The 13,703-nt window shown below is 58.6% G+C and carries 13 protein-coding genes; 8 read left to right on the top strand and 5 right to left on the bottom strand.

Features of this window, described 5'->3' with window-relative positions:
* The first annotated feature begins 59 nt into the window (after nt 1-59).
* Both K8I84_RS08625 and K8I84_RS08620 read left to right on the top strand, forming a co-directional pair.
* Complete coding sequence (locus K8I84_RS08625) at nt 60-698, top strand: FMN-binding negative transcriptional regulator (protein ID WP_223794338.1); 639 nt, start codon at nt 60-62, stop codon at nt 696-698.
* A 44-nt stretch (nt 699-742) separates the two neighbouring features.
* On the top strand, nt 743-1,174 hold the full coding sequence (locus K8I84_RS08620; protein WP_223794337.1) for a GNAT family N-acetyltransferase: 432 nt from the start codon (nt 743-745) through the stop codon (nt 1,172-1,174).
* Between the two features lie 127 nt (nt 1,175-1,301).
* Here the strand turns inward: K8I84_RS08620 and metF are convergent, their stop codons facing one another.
* The 4 genes from metF to K8I84_RS08600 form a co-directional block, all read right to left on the bottom strand.
* The gene (gene metF, locus K8I84_RS08615) at nt 1,302-2,171 is read right to left on the bottom strand and encodes a methylenetetrahydrofolate reductase [NAD(P)H] (protein ID WP_223794336.1); all 870 of its coding nucleotides are present in this window, start codon (nt 2,169-2,171) and stop codon (nt 1,302-1,304) included.
* 12 nt (nt 2,172-2,183) lie between these two features.
* Nucleotides 2,184-3,578 carry an adenosylhomocysteinase gene (gene ahcY, locus K8I84_RS08610; protein ID WP_223794335.1) on the bottom strand — a complete coding sequence of 465 codons (1,395 nt, stop codon included), beginning with the start codon at nt 3,576-3,578 and terminating at the stop codon, nt 2,184-2,186.
* Nucleotides 3,579-3,684: 106 nt separating this feature from the next.
* Nucleotides 3,685-4,875 (bottom strand): methionine adenosyltransferase, encoded by a 1,191-nt coding sequence (gene metK, locus K8I84_RS08605; protein WP_223794334.1) that lies wholly within the window; start codon nt 4,873-4,875, stop codon nt 3,685-3,687.
* Nucleotides 4,876-5,018: 143 nt separating this feature from the next.
* The gene (locus K8I84_RS08600) at nt 5,019-6,020 is read right to left on the bottom strand and encodes a metalloregulator ArsR/SmtB family transcription factor (RefSeq protein WP_223794333.1); all 1,002 of its coding nucleotides are present in this window, start codon (nt 6,018-6,020) and stop codon (nt 5,019-5,021) included.
* 224 nt (nt 6,021-6,244) lie between these two features.
* On the opposite strand from K8I84_RS08600, the gene tkt reads away from it, so the two are divergent.
* From tkt to K8I84_RS08570, 6 genes are all read left to right on the top strand, one after another.
* Nucleotides 6,245-8,245 carry a transketolase gene (tkt, locus tag K8I84_RS08595; RefSeq protein WP_223794332.1) on the top strand — a complete coding sequence of 667 codons (2,001 nt, stop codon included), beginning with the start codon at nt 6,245-6,247 and terminating at the stop codon, nt 8,243-8,245.
* Nucleotides 8,245-9,276 (top strand): type I glyceraldehyde-3-phosphate dehydrogenase, encoded by a 1,032-nt coding sequence (locus tag K8I84_RS08590; protein WP_223794331.1) that lies wholly within the window; start codon nt 8,245-8,247, stop codon nt 9,274-9,276. Before tkt ends, K8I84_RS08590 begins: the two co-directional genes overlap by 1 nt.
* A gap of 29 nt (nt 9,277-9,305) precedes the next feature.
* The gene (locus K8I84_RS08585; RefSeq protein ID WP_223794330.1) at nt 9,306-10,466 is read left to right on the top strand and encodes a phosphoglycerate kinase; all 1,161 of its coding nucleotides are present in this window, start codon (nt 9,306-9,308) and stop codon (nt 10,464-10,466) included.
* Nucleotides 10,467-10,572: 106 nt separating this feature from the next.
* On the top strand, nt 10,573-11,637 hold the full coding sequence (gene fba, locus K8I84_RS08580) for a class II fructose-bisphosphate aldolase (RefSeq protein WP_223794329.1): 1,065 nt from the start codon (nt 10,573-10,575) through the stop codon (nt 11,635-11,637).
* Nucleotides 11,638-12,090: 453 nt separating this feature from the next.
* Nucleotides 12,091-13,059 carry a DnaJ C-terminal domain-containing protein gene (locus K8I84_RS08575; protein ID WP_223794328.1) on the top strand — a complete coding sequence of 323 codons (969 nt, stop codon included), beginning with the start codon at nt 12,091-12,093 and terminating at the stop codon, nt 13,057-13,059.
* 15 nt (nt 13,060-13,074) lie between these two features.
* Complete coding sequence (locus K8I84_RS08570) at nt 13,075-13,434, top strand: chaperone modulator CbpM (protein WP_223794327.1); 360 nt, start codon at nt 13,075-13,077, stop codon at nt 13,432-13,434.
* Nucleotides 13,435-13,446: 12 nt separating this feature from the next.
* Here K8I84_RS08570 and K8I84_RS08565 read toward each other — a convergent pair whose 3' ends face one another.
* Nucleotides 13,447-13,620, bottom strand: coding sequence for a DUF6435 family protein (locus K8I84_RS08565; RefSeq protein ID WP_223794326.1), 174 nt, complete (start codon nt 13,618-13,620; stop codon nt 13,447-13,449).
* Nucleotides 13,621-13,703 lie beyond the last annotated feature (83 nt).

Here is a 13,703-nt window from a genome sequence, read left to right as displayed (position 1 = left end):
CGACGGGCGAACCTGCTGTTTGATCAGTATCTTCATGGCCTTTCAGGGAGCCCCCTTCAGTGTACGTACCCAACCACTTCAGAGAAGACGACAGCGATGAGCTGCGCCAACTGATACAGGAACACAGTTTCGGATTGCTGATCGTGGCGGATGAGGAGGGCATCGAGGCTAACCATTTGCCCTTTCACCTGAGCTACGAAGGGGGCGAAGCCCCGGGTAGCTTGCGATGTCATGTGGCCCGAAGCAATCCGGTCTGGAAACGCCTGCAAGATGGCGCGAAGGTTCTGGTGGTATTTCAGGGGCCTGATGGCTATGTCTCTCCGTCCTGGTACGCAACCAAGTCGGAAACCGGTCGGGTGGTGCCTACATGGAACTACGTGGCTGTTCATGCCGAAGGGCAGGCCCGGGTAATTGAAGATTCCGCCTGGCTGCATCAGCTGCTGCGAGACCTGACCAACCGTCACGAGTCAGGCAGGAGCGAACCCTGGGGGGTTGAGGATGCGCCGGCGGATTTCACCGAGGGGTTAGTGAGGGCGATAGTTGGCATTGAGGTTTCGATTGAAACACTGATCGGAAAAGTAAAAGCGAGCCAGAACCAGCCGGAACGAAACCGGGCTGGCGTCAAAGCCGGCCTTGAACGGGAGGAAACCGAAGCGCGTTGCGCCCGGTCAATGTCTGATTTTGTGCACGTATTGTGAGATACCTGATCCGGCGGGCCGACGTAACGGATTTGGCGGCTTTGGTGGCCTTATTTACCCGCTCAGTCCATGAACTCGCTGCCAGCTACACTCCGGATCAGCGTCACGCCTGGGCGCCGATGGAACCTGATCTGTCGGTATGGCAGGCCCGGTTCGATGAAATGACAACCTATGTTGCTGATGTCGGTTCCAGGCCAGTGGGGTTCCTATCGATTCAGGAATCAGATCACATTGAACTCTTGTATACCCATCCGGATTTTGCCCGTCAGGGTGTGGCGACCGAACTGTACCGCCATGCCATCGAGCAGCTTCCTGACTCAGCTAATCTGATTAGCACCGAAGCCAGTTTGGAAGCTCGACCGTTCTTCGAACGCCAGGGCTTTGAGGTGGTTGAAGAACAATGTGTGATTCGTCATGGGCAGGAATTTCGTCGTTTCCGAATGATCTGCAATAGACGTATTTTCCCGACGAGCTAGCTTCCCATGCCGCACTGTCCCTGTTTGAGGAGAAAGCCGTGAGCGACTTCCAACTTCCAACTGATGATTGACCTTTATACCCAGACCGCCGGCAAGGGGAGGCCCTACCGGCAGTCTTAAGGGATCACTAGAACGAAATCCGTTCCTTCTCATTGATCCCCAGGTTTTTCCAGATATTCAGGCTCGGCTGGGCCTGGTTCAGCGTGTAGAAGTGCAGGCCGGGGGCGCCGGCTTTCAGCAGTCTCTCACACATATCCGTGACCACCTCTTCACCAAACTTGCGGATGCTGTCGGTGTCATCACCGTAGGCTTCCAGCTGTTTCCGGATCCAGCGCGGAATTTCCGCCCCGCACATGTCGGAGAACCGCACCAGGCTGGAGAAGTTGACGATCGGCATGATGCCGGGCACCACCGGTACCGTAACGTCCATCTTCTCCAGGCGATCGATGAAGTAGAAGTAGCTGTCGGCGTTGAAGAAGTACTGCGTGATGGCGCTGTTGGCGCCGGCCTTCACCTTGCGGGCGAAGTTCTGCAGGTCTTCTTCCGCGCTGCGCGCCTGGGGGTGGAACTCCGGATAGGCTGCCACTTCCAGGTTGAAGGTGTCGCCGCTGTGCTCGCGGATAAATTCCACAAGCTCGTTGGCATAGCGAAGTTCACCCGAAGCCCCCATACCGGAGGGCAGATCACCCCGCAGGGCGACGATGCGGCTGATCCCCTGCTGCTTGTACAGGTCCAGCAGTTCGCCGATTTCCTCGCGGGTGCCCCCGACACAGGACAGGTGCGGCGCTGTGGAAATGCCCTGTTTCTGCAGGGTCAGCACGGTGTCGATGGTGCGGTCACGTGTCGAACCGCCGGCGCCAAAGGTGACCGAGAAGAAGTCCGGATTCACCTCGGCCAGCTGGTCGCGCACAACCTGAAGTTTTTCCTTGCCCTGGTCGGTCTTGGGCGGGAAAAACTCGAAGCTAAAACGGCGCTTGAATTGTTTTTGACTATCCATGTGTGTGTCCGATCAGTACTTGTAGCTTTCTGGCTTGTACGGGCCTTCGACCGGTACGCCGATGTATTTTGCCTGGTCAGGCGTCAGCTTGGTGATCACGCCACCAAAGCCTTCCACCATGGCACGGGCCACTTCTTCGTCCAGCTGCTTGGGCAGGACCTGAACGTACACGCCCTTGGCCTTGCCGTCTTCCGGCAGGTCGGCGAACTTGCGCTCGAACAGGTACATCTGGGCCAGCACCTGGTTGGCGAAAGAACCGTCCATGATCCGTGACGGGTGGCCCGTGGCGTTACCCAGATTTACCAGTCGGCCTTCGGACAGCAGGATCAGGTGATCGTTGCTGGCCTTGTCACGGTAGATCACGTGCACCTGAGGCTTAACCTCGTCCCACTCCCAGTTCTTGCGCATGTAGGCGGTGTCGATTTCGTTGTCGAAGTGACCGATATTGCACACCACGGCGCCAGATTTCAGTGCCTTCAGCATGTTGGCGTCGCACACGTTCACGTTACCGGTGGTGGTGACCAGCAGGTCCGTGTTCTGCAGCAGTTCGGTGTTGATGGAAGCTTCGGTGCCGCTGTTCACGCCGTCGGCATACGGAGACACAACTTCGAAGCCATCCATGCAGGCCTGCATAGCGCAGATCGGGTCCGCTTCGGTGACCTTCACAATCATGCCTTCCTGGCGCAGGGAAGCGGCAGAGCCTTTACCCACATCCCCGTAACCGATCACCAGCGCCTTCTTGCCGGCCAGGAGGTGGTCGGTCGCGCGCTTGATGGCGTCGTTCAGACTGTGACGACAACCGTATTTGTTGTCGTTCTTGGACTTGGTCACCGCGTCATTAACGTTGATGGCCGGTACTTTCAGAGTGCCTTCCCGCAGCATTTCCTGCAGACGGTGCACACCGGTGGTGGTTTCTTCGGTTACACCGTGGCACCTGGACAGGATTTCCGAGTAGCTGTCGTGCAGCAGGGCGGTCAGGTCGCCGCCGTCGTCCAGGATCATGTTCGGTTCCCAGCCGTCAACATCGGCACCGACGGTACGCTCCAGGCACCATTCGTATTCTTCCTCGGTTTCACCTTTCCAGGCGAACACCGGGATGCCCTGGGCGGCAATGGCTGCGGCCGCGTGGTCCTGGGTAGAGAAAATGTTGCATGAGGACCAGCGAACGTTCGCGCCCAGTTCCACCAGGGTTTCGATCAGTACCGCAGTCTGTACGGTCATGTGGATGCAGCCCATGATGTTGGCGCCTTTCAACGGCTGCTCAGCCTTGTACTTTTCCCGCAGTTTCATCAGCGCCGGCATCTCGCCTTCGGCAATGCTGATTTCCTTACGTCCCCAGTCGGCCAGGGAAATGTCGCGGACTTTGTAGTCGCTGAAGCTGTTCAGTTGTTCTGCCGGAGTGCTCATGGGTGTTCTCCTGTTCGTTTTCGGCTTCCGGAGCCAGTTGCTCTCAGGGCCTTCGATTTAAATGGTATTGAGCGTATGCCGTCAGGAATACGCCCGGCAACGTGATTTAGATACTCGCGGCGTCCTTCAGGGCAGCGGCACGATCGGTCTTTTCCCATGGGAACGCGGTGAAGGTCTTGCCGTTCACGGTCATCTCGTACGGGTCTCGACCAAAGTGGCCGTAAGCGGCGGTCGCCCGGTACATGGGGTGCAGAAGATCCAGCATGTTGGTGATGGCATACGGGCGCAGGTCAAAGTGCTCGCGCACCAGCTGAATGATCTGGTCGTCGCTGATCTTGCCGGTACCGAAGGTGTTCAGGGAAATGGACGTCGGCTGGGCGACACCAATCGCGTAGGACACCTGGATTTCGCACTTGTCGGCCAGGCCGGCGGCCACAATGTTCTTGGCAACGTAACGGCCGGCGTAGGCTGCAGAGCGGTCTACCTTGGACGGATCTTTGCCGGAGAACGCGCCACCACCGTGACGGGCCATGCCGCCGTAGGTGTCGACGATGATCTTGCGGCCGGTCAGGCCGCAGTCGCCCACCGGGCCACCGATCACAAACTTGCCGGTCGGGTTGATGTGGAACTGGGTGCCACTGTGCAGAAGCTCGGCGGGCAGCACGTTCTTCACGATCAACTCCATCACCGCTTCTTTCAGGTCGGTCTGGGTCACGTCCTCGTCGTGCTGGGTGGACAGAACCACGGCATCGATGCCGACGACCTTGCCGTCCTCGTACCGGCAGGTGACCTGGCTCTTGGCGTCCGGACGCAGCCATGGCAGCAGGCCGCTCTTGCGGGCCTCGGCCTGGCGCTCTACCAGACGGTGGGCAAAGGTAATCGGAGCGGGCATCAGAACGTCGGTTTCGTTACTGGCGTAGCCAAACATCAGCCCCTGATCGCCGGCACCCTGATCTTCCGGCTTCTGGCGGTCAACGCCCTGGGCAATGTCGACAGACTGTTTGCCGATGATGTTGATCACACCACAGGTGTCTCCGTCGTAGCCAACGTCGGAGGAGGTATAGCCGATGTCCTTGATAACGCCCCGCACCAGGTCTTCCAGGTCGACCCAGGCGCTGGTGGTGATTTCGCCGCCAACGATGGCTACGCCGGTCTTCACCATGGTTTCACAAGCAACCCGCGCGTGCGGATCGTCGGTCAGGATGGCATCCAGAACGGCATCAGAAATCTGATCGGCCAGCTTGTCCGGATGGCCCTCGGAAACAGATTCGGAAGTAAAGATGCTGTAGTCAGACATAGCGTTGCTCCTCGTTGAGCGATTCAAATCGTGCCGGTTTGTACATCAATCGCCGGCGTCCATGTTGTTTTGCGTCGTTCGATTGTACGTACTTCTACTTACTGCGTATCAAAAGTTTTTGATATGCCTTTAAGGTCATTGGTTTACGCAAGGCTTGAAGCCTTCCAGAACTCACGAACCTGAATCTGGAAACCGTTGCGCAGGCCGATAAACAGCTGTTCGCCAGCGGTAAGGCCGGCATCCGCCCCCCAGGCGGTCAGTTCCTCGGGCTCAAAACCCAGCCACAGGTCGCCACAGTTCTGCTTGGCCCAGTCCTGGTCGTGGCTGCACAGTTCGCTGATCACCAGGCAGCCACCGCTGTTCATCAGGGCAGCCGCATCCAGAAAAATGTCCGCCGGGCTGGGCACGTGGTGCAGCACCATGTTCGCCACCACCAGATCAAAGGCATCTCCCCGGCCCAGCAGGGTATCGGTCACACCCTCGATCAGGTCCACGTTGTGCAGGTGCTCATCAATGCAGGTGCGGGTCGCCTTGGCCAGCATGTCTTTGCTGTTATCCAGTGCCACCACATGCGCGGCCAGTTCCGACATTACCTTCAGAAAGGCGCCTTCACCGGGACCGATCTCAAGGGCGGTCTGCCAGTTCTGCTTGGTCGACCGCTGGCGGAGCAGCTTTGCGACCGGCTTTGCGTAAAGTTCGAAGGAGGCAATCAGCTCTTGCTGTTCCCGGAACTGTTCGGCGTGCCGGGCGAAAAACGCCTGCGACTGGTCCGCCCGCTGGGTGCGGATGGCGTCAATCTTCTCCTGCAGGTGGGGCGGCAGGGCTACCTGATCCACTGTTTCAAAGATCTGGCGGATGATCTGGTCCGTTGGTTTGTCGCTATCCAGGTGCAGTGGGCGGCGATAGAAAATCGCGTTGCCTTCACGCTGGGGTTCCAGCAATCCCGCCTTGTGCAGCACCTTCAGGTGATGACTCATGCCCGACTGGCGCATATCAAACAGCTGGCTCAGTTCGAGCACGCCAAACGTGTCCCGGCGCAGCACGCGCAGAATTTCAAGTCGCATGGGATCGCCGCTGGCCTTGAAGATCGGGGCCAGCGTGGCGACGGATGCGAGTTGCTCTGCGTGTGCGTTCATGGATGTCATGGTTGGGGAGTGTAGGGGGGAATAATTGATCAGGCAATAGCCATATCAAAAAAAGTTGATATAGGTTTTATTTTTGGTCGGAGTGTCATGTTTCGGGAATCCACAGGAAGGGATTGCCGTATTGCAGGTACGTCGATTTGCCCCGGCATACCGTAATCGGCGAAAATACGCGCCTCTTTTTTTGCAGTCCGAATTCTTTTCCCGACCAAACTGGAGAAACGTCAATGCCGTCTCGTAAAGATCTCGCCAACGCCATTCGCGCGCTGAGCATGGATGCGGTGCAGAAAGCCAAGTCCGGCCACCCTGGAGCGCCAATGGGTATGGCGGATATCGCCGAGGTGCTGTGGAACGATTACCTGACCCACAACCCTGCCGATCCCAAGTGGTCTAACCGTGACCGCTTTGTGCTGTCCAACGGTCACGGCTCCATGCTTCAGTACGCTCTGCTGCACCTGAGCGGCTACGACGTTTCCATGGAAGACCTCAAGAACTTCCGCCAACTGCATTCCAAAACCCCGGGCCATCCTGAGTACGGCTACACCCCGGGTGTCGAAACCACCACTGGCCCGCTGGGGCAGGGCATTGCCAACGCCGTTGGCTTCGCGATCGCTGAAAAAGCCATGGCGGCACAGTTCAACCGCCCGGGTCACGACATCGTGGATCACTACACCTACGCCTTCCTGGGCGATGGCTGCCTGATGGAAGGTATCTCCCATGAGGTTGCGTCTCTGGCAGGCACGCTGGGACTGGGTAAGCTGATCTTCTTCTACGACGACAACGGCATATCCATCGACGGCGAAGTCGAAGGCTGGTTCACAGACAACACCCCGCAGCGCTTTGAATCCTACGGCTGGCAGGTTATTCCGGCCGTTGACGGTCACAATGCCGATGCCATCCGTGCTGCGATTGAAGCTGGCCGCGCCAACACCAGTCAGCCGACACTGATTTGCTGCAAGACCATCATCGGCTTCGGTTCCCCGAACAAGCAAGGTAAGGAAAGCTGTCACGGTGCACCGCTGGGTGATGACGAAATCGCCCTGACCCGCGAGCAGCTGGGTTGGGAGCATGGCCCGTTCGAAATGCCAGACGATATTTACGCTGCCTGGAGCGCTCGCGACAAAGGCGCTGCTGCCCAGAGTGCGTGGGACGAGAAGTTCGCGGCCTACGAAAAGGCAGAACCCGAACTGGCTGCCGAGTTCAAGCGCCGTATGGCGGGCGACCTGCCGGCCGACTTTGCCGAAAAAGCCCAGGCTTACATTCAGGAGTGTCAGGACAAGGGCGAAACCATCGCCAGCCGTAAGGCGTCCCAGAACACCCTGAACGCCTACGGCCCACTGTTGCCGGAACTGATGGGTGGCTCTGCGGATCTGGCCGGTTCCAACCTGACCATCTGGGGCGGCACCAAGGGCCTGACCAAAGAAGACGCCAGCGGCAACTACATCTTCTACGGTGTGCGTGAGTTCGGCATGGCGGCGATCATGAACGGTATCGCCCTGCACGGTGGCTTTGTGCCCTATGGCGCTACCTTCCTGATCTTCATGGAATACTGCCGCAACGCCGTGCGTATGGCGGCCCTGATGAAGCAGCGTTCCATCTTCGTGTTTACCCACGACTCCATTGGTCTGGGCGAAGACGGTCCGACCCACCAGCCGATCGAACAGCTGGCAAGCCTGCGCACCACGCCGAACATGAGCACCTGGCGTCCGGCCGATACCGTTGAATCTGCGGTAGCCTGGAAATACGCACTGGAGCGTCAGGACGGCCCGACCGCCATGGTGTTCTCCCGCCAGGGACTGCCTCATCAGGCGCGTTCCGACGAGCAGCTGGCCAATGTCGCCAAGGGTGGTTACATCCTGTCCGACAGCGAAGGCACTCCTGACCTGATCCTGATTGCCACCGGCTCCGAAGTGGCTCTGGCCCAGGACGCTGCCGCCAAGCTGCGCGACGGAGGCAAGAAGGTGCGTGTGGTTTCCATGCCGTCGACCGACGCCTTCGACGCCCAGAGCGCCGAGTACAAGCAGCAGGTGTTGCCGCTGGAAGTCACTAACCGTATCGCCATTGAAGCGGCGATCGCGGACTACTGGTACAAGTACGTTGGCCTGGATGGCCGTGTCATCGGCATGACCACCTTCGGTGAGTCTGCACCGGCAGGCGAGCTGTTCAAGGAGTTCGGCTTCACTGTCGACAACATTCTGGAAGTGGCCTCCGAACTGTTGGACGCCTGATGACCGACGCCGCGCCTTTTCGGATTGCCATCAACGGGTACGGCCGTATCGGGCAGTGCGTGTTGCGTGCGCTCTACGAAAACGGCTTTCGCGACCGCCTTCAGGTGGTCGCGATCAATGAACTGTCGGACCTGGACACCATCGCCCACCTGACCCGCTATGACTCCACCCACGGTCGTTTTCAGGGTGACGTTGAAGCCCGGGGGGGCGATCTCTGGGTGAATGGTGACCAGATCCACGTGCTGCGTCATTCTGAGCCTGCCGAGCTGCCATGGGATCTGCTGAATATTGATCTCGTGCTCGAATGCTCCGGTGCGTACACGGATCGTCAGACGGCCCAAAGGCACCTCGACGCAGGCGCGAAGCGCCTGTTGTTTTCCCAGCCGGCCGAGCCGGATGTGGATCGCACGGTGGTGTTTGGCATTAACGATGACCAGCTCAGCGCTGACGACCGTATCGTCGCCGCGGGCTCCTGCACCACCAATTGCCTGGTGCCGGTCATCCGAGTTCTGGACGACGCCTTTGGTGTCGAGCGGGGCAGTACGACCACCATTCATGCAGCCATGAACGATCAGCCGGTGATCGACGCCTATCACCATCAGGATCTGCGGCGCACCCGCAGCGCCCTGCACAACATTGTGCCGGTGGATACCGGGCTGGCGGTTGGCATTGAACGCCTGCTGCCGCAAATGAAAGATCGTTTCAGTTCGGTTGCCATGCGGGTGCCCACGCTGAATGTCTCCGCCATTGATATGGTGGTCAATGTCCGGCAGACCACCGATGTGGGTGCGGTCAACGAAGTTATCCAGACAGCGGCCAATGGCCCACTGAAAGGCATCCTCGGTTATACCGACGAGCTGCTCGCCAGTTCCGATTTCAATCACGATGCCCATTCCGGGGTTGTGGACGGCGGCCAGACCCGGGTCACCGGCGGCACCATGGTCAAGGTGCTGTGCTGGTTTGATAACGAGTGGGGATTTGCCAACCGAATGCTGGATGTCAGCAACAGCTGGCTGAAGCAACAAGCTTAATCTGTCTATTAGTTGAAGGGACGAACGTTATGGCCATCAAGAAAATGACCGACCTGAACCTCGCTGGCAAGCGAGTGCTGATCCGCGAAGACCTGAACGTGCCAGTGAAAGGCGGCAAGGTAACCAGCGATGCTCGTATCCGTGCGTCCTTGCCGACCATCAAGGCGGCCATGGACGCCGGTGCCAAGGTCATGCTGATGTCCCACCTGGGACGTCCGGAAGAGGGTGTCTACGATGAGGCTTCCTCCATGAAGCCGGTGGCCGATCATCTTTCTACCGTGCTAGGGCAGGATGTACGCCTGGTGCAGGATTACCTGGATGGCGTCGAGCTTGCCGATGGTGAAGTGGTGCTGTTTGAGAACGTCCGCTTCAACAAGGGCGAGAAAAAAGACGACGAAACCCTGGCCAAGCAGTACGCCGCCCTGTGTGATGTGTTTGTGATGGATGCCTTCGGCACCGCGCACCGCGCCCAGGCGTCCACCCACGGTGTTGCCCGTTTCGCGCCGGAAGCCTGTGCAGGCCCGCTGCTGGCTGCTGAGCTGGAAGCCCTGGGCAAGGCACTGGATAACCCGGCCAAGCCGGTAGTGGCCATTGTCGGTGGCTCCAAGGTGTCCACCAAGCTGGACGTACTGAACGCGCTGGAAAAAGTCTGTGATCAGATCATCGTCGGTGGTGGCATTGCCAACACTTTCCTGGCGGCTGCTGGCCACCCGGTGGGCAAGTCCCTGTGCGAGCATGACCTGGTGGATACCGCAAAGGACATCGCAGGCCGCGTCGAGATTCCCCTGCCGGTGGATGTGGTTGTAGCCAGTGAATTTGCCGAAACTGCGACGGCTACCACGAAGAACATCGCGGATGTCACCGACAATGACATGATTCTGGATGTGGGCCCGGAAACCGCCGGCCTGTTTGCCGAACTGCTGAAAAACGCCAGGACCATCCTGTGGAACGGCCCGGTTGGCGTGTTCGAGTTTGATCAGTTCGGTAATGGCACAAAGGCCCTGGCTGACGCCATCGCTGAGAGTGACGCCTTCTCACTGGCCGGTGGTGGTGACACCGTCGCGGCCGTTGACAAGTACGGCGTGGCTGACAAAATTTCCTACATCTCCACCGGCGGCGGCGCTTTCCTGGAATTCGTTGAGGGGAAAACCCTGCCAGCCGTCGCGGTACTGGAAGAGCGTGGAGCATAAGCCCCACGCGATATTACGAATCGCGAAGCAGGCTCAAGAGTCGATAGGTACGAGCCTGGTAACGAACAGCAATTAATCATTCTAAATCCAATCGAGGAGACTACCCATGGCCCTGATTTCGATGCGGCAACTGCTGGATCACGCCGCCGAGCACGGTTACGGTGTGCCAGCCTTTAACGTCAACAACCTGGAGCAGATGCGCGCCATCATGGAAGCGGCTGACAAGACCGATTCCCCGGTGATTGTCCAGGCTTCTGCCGGTGCCCGTAAGTACGCCGGTGCGCCCTTCCTGCGTCACCTGATTCTGGCGGCCATTGAAGAGTTTCCCCATATTCCGGTGGTCATGCACCAGGATCACGGCACCAGCCCGTCTGTGTGCCAGCGCTCCATCCAGCTGGGCTTCAGCTCGGTCATGATGGACGGTTCCCTGGGCGAAGACGGTAAGACTCCGACCGACTACGAGTACAACGTTGACGTAACCCGTCGCACCGTAGAGATGGCGCACGCCTGTGGTGTGTCTGTGGAAGGTGAGCTGGGTTGCCTGGGCTCCCTGGAAACCGGTCAGGCCGGTGAAGAGGACGGCATTGGTGCCGAGGGCACCCTGGATCACAGCCAGATGCTGACCGACCCGGAAGAAGCGGCTGACTTCGTTAAGAAGACTCACGTCGATGCCCTGGCTATCGCCATCGGTACCAGCCACGGTGCCTACAAGTTCACCCGTCCGCCCACGGGCGACATCCTGGCCATCGACCAGATCAAGGCCATCCACGCCCGGATTCCGGACACCCACCTGGTCATGCACGGCTCCAGCTCCGTACCTCAGGAGTGGCTGAAGGTGATCAACGAGTTCGGTGGCGAAATCCCGGAAACCTACGGTGTGCCGGTTGAAGAAATCGTTGAGGGTATCAAGCACGGCGTGCGCAAGGTCAACATCGATACCGACCTGCGTCTGGCCAGCACTGGTGCGGTTCGTCGCTTCCTGAGCGAGAAGCCGTCCGAATTCGATCCTCGTAAATTCCTCAAGGAAACCATGAAGGCGATGACCGACATCTGTGTCGCTCGCTACGAGGCATTTGGCACTGCCGGCAACGCCAGCAAGATCAAGCCGCTTAACCTGGACCAGATGTTCGAGCGTTACGCTGCTGGCGAGCTGGACCCGAAGGTTAAGTAAGGTCGCTCATTTGTCATTGTGTAGCCTGATGGTTGCATCGTGGCGCCCGGTGGCCAGCCCGATCGGAAACCGCCCGTAAATACATCCCTGTAGGGCTTCGTCGCGCCATCCCTGGCGCGACAGATTTCCGATCAGCCTGCCCACCAGGCTTGGTCCAACCGCACCGATATATCTGAGTGGTTGAGCCGAGTTGGAGTGGCGGTGGTGTTCAAAACTGTCTGTGGCCATGGATGGCCACAGCCAAGCCCTACAGGGATGTACTTGCGGGCGTGTTTTGAACACCACCGCCCCTCCGACGATTACTCGAAGTCTTTCGTTTGCCTCCCTCACATCCAATCCTGACTTGCCTCAAGTGAGAGCAAACCCTCCCTTGTAATTTTCCAAACCTCATCAAATATAGTGATTAACAAATGAGCAAAAGCTCGTCATCGTTAATCAGTGGTGAGGACCCGAATGGATTTTAAAGACTATTACGCCGTGCTCGGTGTGAGCGAGTCTGCCTCTCCCGAGGACATTAAAAAGGCCTACCGCAAGCTGGCCCGGAAATATCATCCGGATGTGAGCAAGGAAGAAGGCGCCGATGAAAAGTTCAAGGACCTTGGCGAGGCCTATGAGGTTCTGAAGGACCCTGAAAAGCGCGCCGAATACGATCAGCTGCGTAAGTATGGCGCCCGGCCTGACGGTTCGTTTGAACCCCCACCTGGCTGGCAAAGTGCGTCCGGGTTCGGGCGCGGTGGCTATACCGACGCCGATGCCCGCCAGTTCAGCGATTTCTTCGAGGAAATCTTCGGAGGCGGAGCCCGCGGGGGTGGCTTTGGCGGCGGCAGTCACGGATTCCGTCAGTCGATGCGTATGCGTGGTGAGGATGTTCACGCCCGGCTGGCGCTGTTTCTGGAAGAGGTGTTTCACGGCTGCGACAAGCAGGTGTCGTTTACCGTTCATGAGCCGGACGAGCATGGCCGGCTGATGCCAAGAAAGAAAACCCTGAACGTGAAAATTCCGGCCGGCATGCGGGAAGGTCAGCATTTGCGCCTCAAGGGGCAGGGCTCGCCGGGCATTGGCGGTGCTGAAGCCGGTGACCTGCTACTGGAGATTGAGCTGGCACCCCATCCGACGTTCGCCGTCGAAGGTCGGGACATACTGGTGACCGTACCGATTGCACCCTGGGAAGCGGCCCTGGGGGCGTCTGTCACCGTGCCAACCGTTGGTGGCAAGGTGAGCGTCAAGGTGCCAAAGGGTTCATCCAGCGGTCGGAAGCTGCGTCTCAAGGGCAAGGGATTCCCGGGTAAGCATTCGGGGGATCAGATCGTTGTGCTGCAGATCGTAATGCCCGAGCAGCACAATCCGGAGGCTGAAAAGCTATACGAGAAGTTGGCCGAATCCGAAAAAGCATTCAATCCACGCAGCAAGCTGCACGTCTAGACAGGGAGTGATCGCATGAGCAGAGATGACGACGTGCTGGTGGTCGAGATCACCGATCCTCAGATTCGCTTCACGTTCCGTGAAATCTGCGAGCAGGGGGAATGCCACGGGGAGTTGGTGTTGAAGATGGTGAGTTACGGCATTATCGAGCCGGTTAATCTTGCCGATGATGCCGGGAGGGCCCGCTGGCTGTTTGATCAAGCCGCCTTGATGCGGCTTCGCAAGGCGATTCGGCTGCAACGGGATCTCAAGATGAACCTGCCCGGGCTGGCGATGTCGCTCGACCTGTTGGATGAAGTGGATGAGATGCGCCGGGAGATCACGGCGCTTCGCCGCCAGTTGCGCCACTTCTCGGGTGCGCCGGAGAAGGACTGATTCCCTGTGACGTTAACCTGATTTCTCGAGCTTTCTGATTTCTTCGTAGATTTTCTCGGCCTCTTCCATCAGCGTGCCGTGGGTTCGCAGATCCCCGTTGCGCTGGGCGTGCATGGCTTTGCCCAGGGTGTACTCGTAGTCTTTTTGCAGTTTCTTCTTCGGGGCTCGCTTCAGAAATCCCAGCATGCACGTTCACTCCGTCGGTTACCTATCCAAAAAAACGTACGTTAGCGTTGGCAAAAAGTTCATGCTTCCGGACGATCAGTATG

It is taken from the genome of Marinobacter sp. F4216 (assembly GCF_019931195.1).
GTDB lineage: Bacteria > Pseudomonadota > Gammaproteobacteria > Pseudomonadales > Oleiphilaceae > Marinobacter > Marinobacter suaedae.
This window is presented reverse-complemented; position numbering and strand designations above follow the sequence as displayed.